Source organism: Pseudomonas sp. 51_B, assembly GCF_017491595.1.
Lineage (GTDB): Bacteria > Pseudomonadota > Gammaproteobacteria > Pseudomonadales > Pseudomonadaceae > Aquipseudomonas > Aquipseudomonas promysalinigenes.
Genome location: NZ_JAFGYW010000022.1, coordinates 1 through 14,326 on the forward strand (window position 1 = coordinate 1; position 14,326 = coordinate 14,326).

At 59.4% G+C, this 14,326-nt stretch carries 17 protein-coding genes; 8 read left to right on the top strand and 9 right to left on the bottom strand.

Annotation, left to right across the window (positions count from 1 at the left end; translation table 11 throughout):
• Both J5M56_RS19270 and tyrS read right to left on the bottom strand, forming a co-directional pair.
• Positions 1–291 (bottom strand): hypothetical protein (locus tag J5M56_RS19270; protein ID WP_207937557.1); only part of this gene is annotated, 291 nt, incomplete at its 3' end.
• A 223-nt stretch (positions 292–514) separates the two neighbouring features.
• Positions 515–1,714 (bottom strand): tyrosine--tRNA ligase, encoded by a 1,200-nt coding sequence (tyrS, locus tag J5M56_RS19275; RefSeq protein ID WP_060477496.1) that lies wholly within the window; start codon positions 1,712–1,714, stop codon positions 515–517.
• A 215-nt stretch (positions 1,715–1,929) separates the two neighbouring features.
• Between tyrS and J5M56_RS19280 the strand changes: the two genes are divergently transcribed.
• Both J5M56_RS19280 and J5M56_RS19285 read left to right on the top strand, forming a co-directional pair.
• Positions 1,930–3,348: a peptidoglycan DD-metalloendopeptidase family protein gene (locus J5M56_RS19280; protein WP_186478659.1), complete on the top strand. Its 1,419-nt coding sequence runs from the start codon at positions 1,930–1,932 to the stop codon at positions 3,346–3,348.
• 3 nt (positions 3,349–3,351) lie between these two features.
• On the top strand, positions 3,352–4,443 hold the full coding sequence (locus J5M56_RS19285) for an anhydro-N-acetylmuramic acid kinase (protein WP_186478658.1): 1,092 nt from the start codon (positions 3,352–3,354) through the stop codon (positions 4,441–4,443).
• A gap of 55 nt (positions 4,444–4,498) precedes the next feature.
• Here the strand turns inward: J5M56_RS19285 and erpA are convergent, their stop codons facing one another.
• Both erpA and argC read right to left on the bottom strand, forming a co-directional pair.
• Positions 4,499–4,849, bottom strand: coding sequence for an iron-sulfur cluster insertion protein ErpA (gene erpA / locus J5M56_RS19290; protein ID WP_015268740.1), 351 nt, complete (start codon positions 4,847–4,849; stop codon positions 4,499–4,501).
• A gap of 145 nt (positions 4,850–4,994) precedes the next feature.
• A complete protein-coding gene (argC, locus tag J5M56_RS19295; protein ID WP_207937558.1) occupies positions 4,995–6,029 on the bottom strand; it encodes an N-acetyl-gamma-glutamyl-phosphate reductase in 1,035 nt (344 codons plus the stop codon).
• A gap of 142 nt (positions 6,030–6,171) precedes the next feature.
• Here argC and hemJ point away from each other — a divergent pair, with 142 nt between their 5' ends.
• The 5 genes from hemJ to J5M56_RS19320 all read left to right on the top strand — a co-directional run bounded on the left by hemJ (position 6,172) and on the right by J5M56_RS19320 (position 9,641).
• A complete protein-coding gene (hemJ, locus tag J5M56_RS19300; RefSeq protein ID WP_207937559.1) occupies positions 6,172–6,597 on the top strand; it encodes a protoporphyrinogen oxidase HemJ in 426 nt (141 codons plus the stop codon).
• A 94-nt stretch (positions 6,598–6,691) separates the two neighbouring features.
• On the top strand, positions 6,692–7,474 hold the full coding sequence (locus J5M56_RS19305; RefSeq protein ID WP_060477491.1) for an SDR family oxidoreductase: 783 nt from the start codon (positions 6,692–6,694) through the stop codon (positions 7,472–7,474).
• A 63-nt stretch (positions 7,475–7,537) separates the two neighbouring features.
• Positions 7,538–7,876, top strand: a complete 339-nt coding sequence (locus J5M56_RS19310) for a histidine triad nucleotide-binding protein (RefSeq protein WP_012316537.1) — start codon at positions 7,538–7,540, stop codon at positions 7,874–7,876.
• Between the two features lie 66 nt (positions 7,877–7,942).
• Positions 7,943–8,590: a 2-polyprenyl-3-methyl-6-methoxy-1,4-benzoquinone monooxygenase gene (gene coq7 / locus J5M56_RS19315; protein WP_060477490.1), complete on the top strand. Its 648-nt coding sequence runs from the start codon at positions 7,943–7,945 to the stop codon at positions 8,588–8,590.
• 10 nt (positions 8,591–8,600) lie between these two features.
• Positions 8,601–9,641, top strand: coding sequence for a DUF2157 domain-containing protein (locus J5M56_RS19320; protein WP_207937560.1), 1,041 nt, complete (start codon positions 8,601–8,603; stop codon positions 9,639–9,641).
• A 39-nt stretch (positions 9,642–9,680) separates the two neighbouring features.
• On the opposite strand, the gene J5M56_RS19325 is transcribed toward J5M56_RS19320, so the two are convergent.
• Positions 9,681–10,103 (bottom strand): OsmC family protein, encoded by a 423-nt coding sequence (locus tag J5M56_RS19325; protein WP_016715792.1) that lies wholly within the window; start codon positions 10,101–10,103, stop codon positions 9,681–9,683.
• 191 nt (positions 10,104–10,294) lie between these two features.
• On the opposite strand from J5M56_RS19325, the gene crp reads away from it, so the two are divergent.
• Positions 10,295–10,939, top strand: a complete 645-nt coding sequence (gene crp, locus J5M56_RS19330; RefSeq protein ID WP_186478654.1) for a cAMP-activated global transcriptional regulator CRP — start codon at positions 10,295–10,297, stop codon at positions 10,937–10,939.
• Here crp and J5M56_RS19335 read toward each other — a convergent pair.
• The 4 genes from J5M56_RS19335 to J5M56_RS19350 all read right to left on the bottom strand — a co-directional run bounded on the left by J5M56_RS19335 (position 10,936) and on the right by J5M56_RS19350 (position 14,189).
• On the bottom strand, positions 10,936–11,640 hold the full coding sequence (locus J5M56_RS19335) for a lipoate--protein ligase family protein (RefSeq protein ID WP_060477488.1): 705 nt from the start codon (positions 11,638–11,640) through the stop codon (positions 10,936–10,938). The two genes, crp and J5M56_RS19335, sit on opposite strands and share 4 nt — an antisense overlap.
• A gap of 66 nt (positions 11,641–11,706) precedes the next feature.
• Positions 11,707–12,540: an indole-3-glycerol phosphate synthase TrpC gene (trpC, locus tag J5M56_RS19340; protein ID WP_186478652.1), complete on the bottom strand. Its 834-nt coding sequence runs from the start codon at positions 12,538–12,540 to the stop codon at positions 11,707–11,709.
• Positions 12,537–13,586 (bottom strand): anthranilate phosphoribosyltransferase, encoded by a 1,050-nt coding sequence (gene trpD, locus J5M56_RS19345; RefSeq protein WP_060477486.1) that lies wholly within the window; start codon positions 13,584–13,586, stop codon positions 12,537–12,539. The genes trpC and trpD overlap by 4 nt, the downstream gene beginning before the upstream one ends.
• A 9-nt stretch (positions 13,587–13,595) precedes the next feature.
• On the bottom strand, positions 13,596–14,189 hold the full coding sequence (locus tag J5M56_RS19350; RefSeq protein WP_060477485.1) for an aminodeoxychorismate/anthranilate synthase component II: 594 nt from the start codon (positions 14,187–14,189) through the stop codon (positions 13,596–13,598).
• Between the last annotated feature and the right edge of the window lie 137 nt (positions 14,190–14,326).

Below are 14,326 nucleotides of genomic sequence, written 5' to 3' on the forward strand. Positions count from 1 at the left end.
GACTATGTGATTTCTCGCATGGCCACTTGTGATGCTGATAATCTTTGTGACTATCAGTCCGTACTCACAAGCACCCACACGAATTGCTTGATTCGATTTGTTAAAGAGCGTTTGGTTAAGAGCGTTTTGTCTCAACCGAGGCGCGCATTCTACGCTTTCCTCATTTACTGTCAAGCGTTTATTTTGAAGTTTTTTGCGAGAAACTCGTTTAGCTTCAAACACTTGACTCGCCGCGATCTCTCGTAGCGGGAGGCGAATCATACAGCGTTTAAAACCGCTGTCAACCTTCATCTCCACCGCTATCGATCAGTCGACCGAAGCGCTTCCAATCTCGCCCGAACTCATTAACTCGTTGAATCTCAAGGAGTTTTTCGTTCCGATGTCGCTGGAAGTGGGGCGCATTATAAGGGGATTCGAAAGCCCGTCAACCTTTAATTTCAATAACCTTCAATAAAACGAAGCGGGGAGGCCTACTGGCCTCCCCGCTTCTATATATAGCTACGCCGCGTGGCAATCACTCAGCCTTCAAGGTTACCCGGCCAAACGACTTCTTGCCCGCCTGACACACATGAGTCGCACCAAGGACAAACATGAAATCCTTGTCGACCACCGCACCATCGACCTTGACAGCACCACCACTGAGCAAGTCGCGAGCCTGCGCCGAGTTTTTCACCAGGCCGGCTCGATTCAGAACGGCCGCGATCGGCAGATCCTCAGCTGCAGCCACTTCGATTTCAGGCAGATCCTCAGGCAGCTCACCATCCTTCATCCGGTTGCCCGCAGCACGGTGTGCATTGGCTGCTGCCTCTTCGCCATGGAAGCGAGCGACGATTTCTTCGGCCAGCTTGATCTTGATGTCACGCGGGTTCGCGCCATTGGCAACATCAGCCCGGAACTGCTCGATCTCTTCCATCGAACGGAAGCTAAGCAGCTCGAAATAACGCCACATCAGCGTGTCCGGGATCGACACCAGCTTGCTGTACATGACACCGGGCGCTTCTTGAATGCCGACATAGTTGCCCAGCGACTTGGACATCTTCTTCACGCCATCGAGGCCTTCGAGCAGAGGCATGGTGACGATGTTTTGCGCTTCCTGCCCATAGGCACGCTGCAGTTCGCGCCCCATCAGCAGATTGAATTTTTGGTCGGTACCGCCCAGCTCCACATCTGCCTTGAGCGCCACCGAATCATAGCCCTGCACCAGCGGGTAAAGGAACTCGTGAATGGCAATGGGCTGGTTGGTGGTGTAACGCTTGTCGAAGTCATCACGCTCGAGCATGCGCGCGACGGTGTACTGCGAGGCCAGACGAATGAAGTCGGCAGGTGTAAGCTTGTCCATCCAGGTGGAGTTGAAAGCAACCTCGGTCTTGGCTGGGTCGAGAATCTTGAACACCTGCTGCTTGTAGGTTTCGGCGTTGTCCAGCACCTGCTCGCGGGTCAGCGGCGGACGCGTGGCACTCTTCCCGCTTGGATCACCGATCATGCCGGTGAAGTCACCAATCAGAAAAATCACCTGGTGGCCAAGCTCCTGGAACTGACGCAGCTTGTTGATCAGCACCGTGTGCCCCAGATGCAGGTCAGGCGCAGTTGGGTCGAAGCCTGCCTTGATACGCAGAGGCTGGCCGCGCTTGAGCTTCTCGACCAGTTCCGACTCGACCAACACCTCTTCCGCGCCGCGCTTGATAAGCGCCAGCTGCTCTTCAACCGACTTCATAGAAAGACCCGCAAGGCTCAGATTCAAAAGGAGCCAACCATACAAGATCGGCCACCAATTACAAGTTTGGAAATGAATTGTGACCCGACCGAGGTGTCACAGCGTCTACGCGCCCTTGCGCGAAGATGGATTTGGTTATATTTTATACAGTTATTTCATCTTCATCATGTCATTCATCTTTTCCATATTCATTTTTCCTCAAAGTTACCCTATCTATGACCAACGAAACGCCTAAAGCGCCCCCGCTTTATCCGAAAAGCCATCTGTTGGCCGCCAGCGGCATCGCCGCCCTGCTCAGCCTGGCCCTCCTTGTATTCCCATCCAGCGAAGTCGAAGCCAAGAAAACGACCCTGAGCCTGGAACTGGAAAGCCCTGCCGATCAACTGAAGGACGAATCCAACGCAGCACCGCTGGTACAGGCTCAGGGTGACCAGGATTCGCCCTTCGCCCAGATCGACGGTGCTGCCTCCGATACCGAACAAGCTGCACAGCAAGCGCCTGCCACTGATAAAGCCGCCGAAGCCAAGGTGCCCGGCCACCGCGAGGTGACAGTAGCGCGTGGCGACACCCTGTCGACCCTCTTTGCCAAGGTGGGATTGCCAGCCAACGCGGTGCACGATCTGCTGGCCAGCAACAAGCAGGCCAAGCAATTCAGCCAGCTCAAGCATGGCCAAGTACTGCAGTTCGAACTCGACAAAGATGGCCAATTGACGAGCCTGCACAGCAAGGTCAGCAACCTTGAAACCATTCGCCTTACCAAGACTGCCAAGGGTTACTCGTTCGATCGCGAAATCAGCAAGCCGGTGGTTCGCTCCGCTTATGCCCATGGAGTGATCAAAAGCTCGCTGTCGGCATCGGCTCAACGCGCCGGTCTTTCCCACAGCATGACCATGGATCTGGCCAAGGTACTGGGTTACGACATCGACTTCGCCCAGGACATTCGCCCTGGCGATGAGTTCGACGTGGTCTATGAACAGAAGGTCATGGACGGTAAGGTTGTCGGCACCGGCAATATCCTGTCCGCACGCTTCACCAACCGCGGCAAGACTTACACCGCCGTGCGCTACACCAACAAACAGGGCAATACCAGCTACTACACCGCAGACGGCAATAGCCTGCGCAAGGCGTTCATCCGTACCCCTGTCGACTTTGCCCGTATCAGCTCGCGCTTCTCCGCTGGCCGCAAGCATCCGATCCTCAACAAGATCCGCGCACACAAGGGTGTCGACTATGCAGCGCCACGCGGCACGCCGATCAAGGCAGCGGGTGATGGACGCATCGAATTGGCTGGCCGCCGTGGCGGTTACGGCAACACTGTGATCATTGCCCACGGTAATAGCTACAAAACCCTTTACGGGCACATGCAGGGCTTCGCCAAAGGCATCAAGACCGGCAGTAACGTCAAACAGGGCCAGATCATCGGCTACATCGGCACTACCGGCCTGTCGACCGGCCCCCACTTGCACTACGAATTCCAGGTCAACGGCGTACACGTAGACCCGCTGAGCCAGAAGGTGCCAATGGCTGACCCGATCGCCAAGAACGAACGCCAGCGGTTCCTGCAACAAAGCCAACCGCTGATCGCCCGCATGGACCAGGAAAAGGCCACCATGCTCGCGGCGAACAAGCGCTGAGCCATGGCTCTGTACCTTGGAGTGATGTCCGGTACCAGCCTCGATGGGCTGGACATCGCTTTAATCGAATCAGGCAAGCGAGTGGATCTGCTTGCCACATGCTATCTACCGATGCCGCCCGATCTACGTCAGGCGCTGCTGAACCTGTGTAGCAGTGGCCCCGACGAGATCGCCCGCGCCGCTGTGGCTGAGAACCGCTGGGCTAGCCTGGCAGCTGAAGGCATACGGCAACTGCTCGACCAGCAGGGGCTGCAAGCCAACGCCATCCGTGCCATTGGCAGCCACGGGCAAACCATACGTCATGAACCCTCCCGCGGCTTCACCGTGCAAATTGGCAACCCGGCGCTTCTTGCCGAATTGACTGGCATTAGCGTGGTTGCCGACTTCCGTCGGCGAGATGTTGCTGCTGGCGGCCAAGGTGCGCCATTGGTACCGGCCTTCCATGAAACCCTGTTCGGTCACTTGGGGCAGCGTCTGGCAGTGCTCAATGTCGGCGGCTTCAGCAACCTGAGCCTTATCGAGCGCGACACACCCGTGCAAGGGTTCGACTGCGGGCCCGGCAACGTGCTGCTGGACGCCTGGATAGAGCGCAAACGTGGTCACACCTATGACGCTGACGGTGCATGGGCTGCCAGCGGTCAGGTGAAGCACGACTTGCTGGCCAGCCTGCTGAGTGACCCATTCTTCGCCGGTAGCGGCCCCAAAAGCACCGGCCGCGAAGTATTCAACCTACCATGGCTGGATGGTCATCTGGCACGTTTGCCCGCTTACCGCGAAGAAGATGTCCAGGCCACGTTGCTGGAACTGACTGCGCGCAGCATCATCGAAGCGCTGCAGAACGCCCAGCAGGACACTCAGGCGCTGCTGGTGTGTGGCGGAGGTGCTCGCAATGGCGCCTTGATGGCGCGGCTTGCCCAACTGCTGCCTCAGGCTCAGGTCAGCAGCACCGGCGCCCATGGCGTTGACCCGGACTGGGTCGAGGCGATGGCCTTTGCCTGGCTGGCCCACTGCTGCTTGGAGGGTATTGCTGCCAATCGTCCCAGCGTGACGGCGGCCAAAGGGCTGCGAGTACTCGGGGCGATCTATCCCAGGTAGACGAGGCAAAACGCAAAACGCCGCGCAAATGCGCGGCGTTTTCATTGGATCTGTTTTAGATAGAGAATGAAGAACCGCAACCGCAAGTAGTCGCGGCATTCGGGTTCTTGATCACGAAACGAGAACCCTCCAGACCCTCCTGGTAGTCCACTTCGGCCCCGGCCAGGTACTGGAAACTCATCGGGTCGACCACCAGCGAAACGCCTTCGCGCTCGACGATGGTGTCGTCCTCGGCAACGTCCTCATCGAAGGTGAAGCCGTACTGGAAGCCCGAGCAGCCACCGCCAGTGACGAAAACACGCAGTTTGAGGCGATCATTGCCTTCTTCGGAAACTAGATTCTTCACCTTCTGCGCGGCACCGTGGGTGAACTCCAAAGCCGTGGGGGTGAAGGTTTCGACGCTCATGTTGATTCTCCCGGCGCAGTAACCGCCATAAAACTCGATGAAGCGCATTATCCGCTTCTCCGAGAAAATTGGTCAAGAATTGTGCGGCTTTAGTCGTGACATACGAAAAGGCCCGCACTCGGCGGGCCTGTTGATCAGCGAACGCTTACGGCAGCAAGCCTGCATGAGACAGGCCCATGCGCTCATCCAGCCCAAAGAGAATGTTGAGGTTCTGTACTGCCTGGCCCGAAGCACCTTTGACCAAGTTATCGATGACCGACAATACCACCACAAGGTCGCCACCCTGCGGGCGATGAACGGCAATGCGGCAGACGTTGGCGCCTCGCACGCTGCGGGTTTCAGGGTGACTCCCAGCCGGCATCACGTCGACGAACGGCTCATCGGCGTAACGCTTCTCGAACAAAGCCTGAAGGTCGACCGACGCATCCACCACATTTGCATAGAGCGTCGCGTGAATGCCACGGATCATTGGCGTCAGGTGCGGCACGAAGGTCAGGCCGATATCGGTGCCTGCGGCCAGGCGCAGGCCCTGGCTGATTTCGGGCAGGTGACGGTGACCTTTGACCGCGTAAGCCTTCATGCTTTCGCCAGCCTCGCAGAACAGCGAGCCGACCGCAGCACCACGGCCAGCACCGCTAACCCCCGACTTGCAGTCGGCAATCAGGCGGGAAGGGTCGGCCAAGCCAGCCTCGAGCAACGGCAGGAAGCCGAGCTGGGTGGCCGTCGGATAGCAACCCGGCACGGCAATCAGACGGGCCTGGCGAATCTTCTCGCGGTTGACCTCTGGCAGACCGTAGACGGCATCCTTGAGAAGCTCCGGTGCCCCATGAGGCTGACCATACCATTTGCCCCACTCGGCTGCGTCTTGCAGGCGGAAGTCTGCAGAGAGGTCGATGACCTTAGTCCCGGCGGCAAGCAACTCGCCAGCCAGTGCATGGGCAACACCGTGCGGGGTGGCAAAGAACACCACGTCGCACGCCCCAAGGGCTTTACTGTCGGGCACGCTGAACGCCAGGCCATCATAGTGGCCGCGCAGGTTCGGATACATGTCGGCTACCGCCACCCCCGCCTCGGAGCGCGAAGTGATGACCGCCACCTCGGCCTGTGGGTGCTGCGCCAGCAGACGCAACAGTTCGACGCCGGTGTAACCCGTGCCGCCGACGATACCGACCTTGATCATAACGCTTGCCCCTTCTCAACGAGCCGTCTGGAAAGCGCACGATAATAGGGGCGCGAAGCGCCTGTAACAACTCTTGGGGTGCCCCTTTGGCCCTCTGGGCTCTACTATCTGACGACCGTGATTAGCTCAAGGAACTTACTCCATGCTTTACCTATGGATCAAAGCGCTGCATATCGTCAGCGTGGTCTGCTGGTTCGCCGGCTTGTTCTACTTGCCCAGATTGTTCGTCTACCACGCCCAGAGCCAGGACCAGATCAGCCAGGAACGCTTCATCACCATGGAGCGCAAGCTGTACCGCGGCATCATGAACCCGGCAATGATCGCAACTTATGTCTTCGGCGTCTGGATGCTTTACCTCAGCCCCGGATGGCTGAGTCAGGGCTGGCTGCACGCAAAGCTCACCTTGGTGCTTGTACTGACCGGCTACCATCACATCTGCGGGGCGCAGCGCAAACGCTTCGCTGCCGGCAACAACACCCGCAGCCACGTTTACTATCGCTGGTTCAACGAAGTGCCCGTGCTGCTCCTGCTAGCCATCGTAATACTGGTTGTAGTCAAGCCCTTCTGACGCCAAACCGGCGTCCCATGCCTTGTAGCAAAAGGCAACAACTCGCCCAGCCAGGCTGTACACTAGGCGCCCATTTGCGCCCCAGGAGCCTTGCATGACCCGTTACGCCATGATCACCGGAGCTTCCAGCGGGCTGGGCCTGGCCCTGGCGGAAGCCCTGGCGAGGCGTGGGCGCAGCTTGATACTGGTGGCACGCCATCGCGAAACCCTGGAGCCCGTTGCACTGGAGCTGGCCCAGCGCTTCGGCGTCGAAGTGCTGCTGCGCGCCTGCGACCTCAGCCAGCCCCTGCGCCTGTCAGGGTTTGTGCTGGAACTGGAAGAAGGTGAGCGACGCATCGACCTGCTGGTCAATTGCGCAGGGCAACGCACCTATGGGCCATTCCTGGCCCACGAGTGGGCCGATGAGCAAGATCTGCTCGAGGTCAATGTCCTTGCGCTAAGCCGCCTGTGCCATGCCATCGGCAACCTGATGGCCGTGCAAGGTGGAGGGCAGATTCTCAACGTCGCGGGCTTGGCGGCAGTGGCGCCTGGCCCAGCCATGGCCACTTACGCTGCCAGTAAGGCCTATGTCATGCATTTCAGCGAAGCCCTGCGCGAGGAGCTCAAGCCAGCCGGCATCAAGGTATCGGTCCTGTGCCCCGGCCCAGTGCGCTCAGCGCGACGCCCCATCCCCCGGCTTGAAAACCACAGCGGTTGCCTGAGCCCGGAAGAGGTGGCGCTGTATACCGTGCGTGCCTTGGCTCGAAACCGTGCAGTGATCATGCCGGTGCTTCGTAACCGCTGGCTGGCATTCACTACACGCCTGCTGCCACGCTGGTTGACCCGCAAGCTGGCCGGCTTCATTCACCGCCGATACTGCCCGGTCGGCGTGGAATAGCCACTGGGCGAGTGGCCTGCGGCTGAGTACACTCGGCCCGACACTCACCATGGAGAACGTGCTGTGGACGATTTATTCATCAAGATCATCAACCGGGAAATCCCGGCCAAGATCATTTACGAGGACGACCAGGTTCTGGCGTTCCACGACATCGCGCCGCAGGCGCCAGTGCATTTTCTGGTTATCCCGAAAAAGCACATCCGCACCCTCAACGACTTGACCGAAGAAGACAAAGGCCTGGCCGGTCATATCCTGTTCACTGCCCAGCGCCTGGCAAAAGAGCTGGGCTGCGAAGACGGTTTTCGTGTGGTCATGAACTGCAACGAGCAAGGCGGTCAAACCGTCTACCACATCCATATGCATGTACTGGGTCAGCGCCAGATGCATTGGCCACCGGGCTGACCCAAGGCAAGCCCCATCCGGACTATTGAGGTAAACTGTCGGGCATCACTTCAGCGGAGGTGCCCGATGGCCACCGAACGTCACTACTCGCCGCTCGACCGCTTGTTGCTGCAGGCCGATACCGCCATGCGCACCTTGCTGCCCTTCAGCGGCCAACCCTCCCGCCCGTCGCCAGCGATCATCCAACCGGATACCCAGCTCGATGACGACCAGACTCGCCACATCGCCGGCCTCATGCGCATCAACCACACAGGTGAAGTCTGCGCTCAGGCGTTGTATCAGGGCCAAGCCCTGACCGCCAAACTGCCGCAGGTACGCAAAGCGATGGAACAGGCGGCCGAGGAAGAAGTCGACCACCTGGCCTGGTGCGAACAACGCATCCGTCAGTTGGGCAGCCACCCGAGCGTGCTCAACCCGTTGTTCTATGGAATGTCGTTCGGCATCGGTGCCCTCGCCGGCTTGGTCAGCGACAAGGTCAGCCTGGGTTTTGTCGCTGCTACCGAACACCAAGTGTGCAAGCACCTGGACGAACACCTGGAGCAGTTGCCCGAACAGGACGAAAAATCACGCGCCATCCTCGAGCAAATGCGGGCAGATGAAGAACAGCACGCTGAAACTGCGCTGGAAGCAGGCGGCTATCGTTTCCCCAGGCCTGTACGGTTTGGCATGAGCCTGCTGGCGAAAGTCATGACCAAAAGTACCTACCGCATCTAAAGGCGCACAGATGATGGAACGTATCGACGCCAAGGATCTGGCGCGCGCCGTACAGGCAGGCATTCTCCAGCCTGGCCAGGACCAGGCCCTGCTGGTGTTCTTGCGCCAGCAGCCCTGCGCCCAGGGTAGCTTCCAGCTAGCCCATGTCGCTTTTTATTTCGGCGCACTGTTGATCATGGGCGCGATGGGCTGGCTGCTCACCGAAGCCTGGCTGTCGATCGGTGACGGCGCATTGCTGGCTATCGCCGCGCTCTATGTCGCGGTCCTCACGTTGCTCGCCCTGAGGCTGCAGAGCCGTGCGCAAACCGTTGCCGCCGGGGTTCTGGCTGCCGTTGCCGTCAGCATCGTGCCGTTGGCGGTGTTCGCCATCGAGCGGTTGATCGGCTGGTGGCCACTGGATGACGCTCAAGGGGATTACCACCAGTACTACACCTACGTACAGGGCGGGTGGCTGGTGATGGAGGCGGCGACCGTGATCGCTGGGCTACTGATGTTACGCCTGGTGCCCTACCCGTTCGTGGTGATGCCCATTGCCGTTGCTCTGTGGTTCATGTCGATGGACCTTAGCGAATGGGTTCACGGCTCGGCGTTTTCGTGGGAGCAAAGGCGCACCGTATCACTTTGGTTCGGGCTCGCCATGCTACTGGTCTGCCTGGTGGTCGACGGGCGAACTCGCCAGGACTACGCCCATTGGGGCTATTTGGCTGGCCTGGCAGCGTTCTGGGGTGGGCTGACGATGATGGAAAGCGACAGCGAACTGGGCAAAGCGCTTTACTGCCTCATAAATCTAGGTTTGATGGCCGTAGCCGTGTTGTTACGCCGGCCTGTCTTCATGGTGTTCGGGGCGATGGGCGTAGCAGCTTACCTTGGGTATCTGTCTTACGAAGTATTTGCCGAGTCTTTGATGTTCCCAATCGTGCTTACCCTTATCGGCCTGGGCTTGATCGGCTTGGGAGTCGGATATCAGAAAAAGCGAGAGCAACTGAGCCAGGCGGCTAGGGACTGCCTGCCACAATGGTTGCTCAATGCCCTGCCGGCCTTGCGAGACTGACCAGCGCCAGGGCTGCGATGCAGCCCTGATTTCCAACTCTCAGCCCAGCTCTACGATTTCGTAACCGTGGGTGATTTCAACGCCGGCACGCTCGAGCATGATCGAGGCCGAGCAATACTTCTCGGCCGACAGCTCCACAGCCCGCTTGACTTGCGCTTCTTTCAAGGCGCGGCCTTTGACCACGAAATTCATATGGATCTTGGTGAACACTTTAGGGTCTTCACTGGCGCGCTCCGCTTCCAGAAACGCTTCGCAGCTTTCCACAGCCTGGCGTGACTTCTTCAGAATACTGACCACATCGAAACTGCTGCAGCCACCAAGGCCTAGCAAGAGCATTTCCATTGGCCGTACGCCCAGGTTGCGACCACCGGCCTCCGGAGGCCCGTCCATCACCACGACGTGGCCGCTGCCCGACTCACCGAGGAACATCGCTTCACCGGCCCACTGGATGCGTGCCTTCATCTGTCCGTACTCCTGGATTTCGCAAAAGGGTGCCAGCTTAAGCTTTGTATGCCTGTCGGAAAAGCTCAATGCGATTCGCTTTAGTGCCAAATATTCCGGCACTGTCTGATAAGCTGGCGCCAATTGACTGGCGCGTCGCGTTGGTCAAGGTCAAACAAGCGCCTATGCCTCGCATCGAACAGGATTTCGTGATGGTTGCCTCCGCCCTACCCGCCAAGATCAAGAACATCGACAAGCTGCTGATTCACTGCCAGCGCCGGCGGTACACCGCCAAAAGCAACATCATCTGCGCCGGTGACCATGCCGAAACCCTGTCCTTCATCATCAAAGGCTCGGTAACCATTCTGATTGAAGATGACGAAGGGCACGAGATGATCATCGCCTACCTCAATAATGGCGATTTTTTCGGTGAGTTGGGGCTGTTCGAGCCAACAGGTGGTGGGCAGCAACGTAGCGCATGGGTGCGCGCCAAGACCGAATGTGAAGTGGCCGAGATCAGCTATGACAAATTTCGCGAACTCGCCCGCCTCGACCCGGAGATTCTTTACGCCCTGGGCAGTCAGATGGCCCAGCGCCTGCGCAACACTACCCGCAAGGTCGGCGACCTGGCTTTCTTCGATGTCACCGGCCGGGTAGCCCGCTGCCTGCTGGATTTGTGCAAGCAACCGGATGCCATGACTCACCCCGACGGCATGCAGATCAAAATCACCCGTCAGGAGATTGGCCGCATCGTCGGCTGCTCTCGGGAAATGGTCGGCCGCGTGCTCAAGGACCTTGAGGAACGCAGCCTCGTGCAGGTCAAGGGTAAGACCATGGTGGTCTACGGTACCCGTTAATCCTTGGGCAGTGCAGCCAGCACCTCTTGGTAGGCCACCGACAGGCGCTCGAACCAGGGCGCCTGGGGAGCTACTTCGTGCAGAGCGATATGGCTATCGGCGCGGCAGCGCTGCTGCAGATTGCAACATTCATTGAAACGATTGACCGCCGCGACCATCGACTCGCGCTGGTTGTCTAGCAGCAGTGCACCATGCACCAGTACCACCGGGCGTTTGCCGCCCATGCCCTGGCGCCAGCGCTGGGCCGTGCCGACCAGCTTGCGGCCATTGAGGTTGACGTTGTAGCGGCCATCGCAAAAGGCGCCGTCGATCTCCCCCACCGACGCGACGCCCCCCCACTCACGCAGCACCTCGCACAACGGCAGGCACAGGCGCTCATAGGCGTTTTCGATACGGCCATGGTCGCCTTCGCTGCGCGGGGCCACGTAAACCAGTGCCACGTTCACCGTGGCATGCGACTGGGGCACAGGCTCGCCCCCGGTTTCGCGCAACAGCACCGGCCAACCGGCGATAGCCAGCTCCGCACAGGCTGCTTCGAAATTGTCCAGCCGGCTCATGCGCCGGGGCATGACCAAGGCGTGGTCAGTGGGGCGCCAGAACAGCACGCCGGCATCGCGTTCGCCACGGCAAACCGCGGCCAGCAGCTCTTGCTCGGCATGCAGCCCTTGCTCGACGGTGAGCGCCAGGGGTTGATCGGTCATTGATCCACCTTTGCTAGGGTTTTTGGCAGGCATGAAAAAGCCGGCACGAAGCCGGCTTGGTGTCGATCAGTCCAAAGGCTGAACGGTCTTCTTCACCTGATCCGGGAAAAACAACCGCTGCAGCTCCAGCCCTGGGTTCGGGGCGCGCATGAAGGCCTCACCGACCAGGAAGGAGTAGACGTCGTTGATCTCCATCAATTCGACATCGGCGCGGTTGAGGATACCGCTCTCGGTGATTGCCAAACGGTCACGTGGGATCCGAGGCAGCAAATCGAGGGTGGTTTCCAGGCTGACCTCGAAGGTATGCAAGTTGCGGTTGTTGACCCCGACCAGCGGTGTGTCGAGGGTCTTCAACGCGCGCTCGAGTTCATCGCCATCATGGACTTCCACCAGCACGTCAAGGCCAACATCCTTGGCCACCGAAGCCAGTTCGGCCATTTTCACGTCATCCAGCGCCGACACGATCAACAGCACGCAGTCCGCGCCCAAGGCGCGTGCCTCGACGATCTGGTACGGATCGACCATGAAATCCTTGCGGATGACTGGCAGTGAAACAGCTGCGCGAGCCTGTTGCAGGTACTCGTCCGCGCCTTGGAAGTAATCCACGTCGGTCAGCACCGACAAGCAGGTCGCGCCGCCCTTCTCGTAACTGACGGCACAGTCTGCCGGCACAAAATCCTCACGTATCACGCCTTTACTGGGTGAAGCCTTCTTGATCTCTGCAATCACCGCCGCTTGCTTGCGTTTGGCCTGTGCAATCAGCGCTGCAGCAAAACCACGTGGAGCATCAGCGGCTTTGGCCAGCCCTTCAAGTTCGGCAAGGCTGACCCGGGCGCTACGCTCGGCGACTTCCTGGAATTTGCGGGCAATGATCCTTTCCAGCACCGTCGGCACACTCATGCTTCGTTCTCCACCTTAAATACTGCAGTAAAGGCACCCAGCTCCTGCAGCTTCTCCCAGGCCAGCCCGGTATGCAGAACGTCGTGGGCCAGCTCCACGCCACTTTTCAGGCTCATGGCATGGTCAGCGGCGTAAAGCGCCGCGCCGGCGTTGAGTACAATCATTTCGGCCGCCTTCTGGCCATTTTCGGTCTTGCGCCGACCTAGAGCATCACGGATCAGCTCCAGGGAGGCCTGCGGGGTTTCCACCGCCAAGCCATGCAAACTCTGGCTTTTCATACCGAGGTCTTCGGGTTCGACCCAATACTCGGTGATTTGATCGTTCTTGAGTTCGGCAACGAAGGTGGGCGCTGCCAGGCTGAATTCGTCCAGGCCATCCTTGGAGTGCACCACCAGCACATGCTTGCTGCCCAGGCGCTGAAGCACCTCGGCCAGCGGGCGGCACAATGCCTGCGTGAACACGCCAACCACCTGATGCTTCACACCGGCCGGATTCGTAAGCGGGCCGAGCATATTGAACAGGGTGCGCAGCCCCAGATCGCGACGCGGGCCTGCAGCATGCTTCATGGCGGTGTGGTGGCTTTGGGCGAACATGAAGCCTATGCCCAAGCTGTCGATGCAACGGGCAACCTGGGTCGGCGTAAGGTTCAGGTATATGCCAGCGGCTTCCAGCAGGTCGGCGCTGCCGCTCTTGCCCGAAACGGCGCGGTTGCCATGCTTGGCTACGGTGCAACCTGCAGCGGCGAGCACGAACGACGATGCGGTGGAAACATTGAAAATGTTGGCCCCGTCACCGCCAGTCCCGACGATGTCGACGACGCCATCGAGGCTTTTCAGCTCGACTTTGTCGGCCAGCTCGCGCATCACCGACACGGCGCCGACGATCTCATCGATGCTCTCGCTCTTCATGCGCATGCCCATCAGGAAGGCGCCTATCTGCGCCTCGCTGCACTGGCCGGTCATGATCTGGCGCATGACGTCGCGCATTTCATCGGTGCTCAGGTCCAGGTGGCCGACGATGCGGCTCAACGCGCTCTTGATATCCATGGTCGATCCTTAGCGGTGGCCGCCGGTCTGCTTGAGGAAGTTGGCGAACAGCTCGTGGCCCTGCTCGGTGAGGATGGATTCGGGGTGGAACTGCACCCCTTCGATGTTCAGGGTCTTGTGGCGCAGGCCCATGATCTCGTCGACCGAACCGTCATCATGGGCAGTCCATGCGGTGATTTCCAGGCAATCGGGCAGGGTCTCGCGCTTGACTACCAGCGAATGGTAACGGGTGACCGTGAGGGGGTTGTTGAGCTGGGCGAATACGCCGAGATCGCGATGGTGTACAGGGCTGGTCTTGCCATGCATGACCTGGCGGGCACGCACTACATCACCGCCGAAAGCTTGGCCGATGGACTGGTGGCCAAGGCATACCCCCAGGATCGGCAGCTTGCCAGCGAAATGCAGGATGGCATCGATGGATACGCCGGCTTCGCTTGGAGTGCATGGCCCTGGCGACACGACGATGCGCTCAGGGTTGAGCGCTTCGATTTCGGCGATGGTCATTTCGTCATTGCGAATGACCTTGACCTCGGCACCGAGCTCGCCAAGGTACTGAACGACGTTGTAAGTGAATGAGTCGTAATTGTCGATCATCAGTAACATCGGGCTAAACCTCTTGAATCTACTGACTTCAGATAACGAACCTTCCTACAGCAACTGCGGGCGCGGATTGGCCACAAGGGCAGTCACTAAACAATAAGGAAGGCAAACGGGGGCGGGCCGGACGGGCCGGCAGGAGA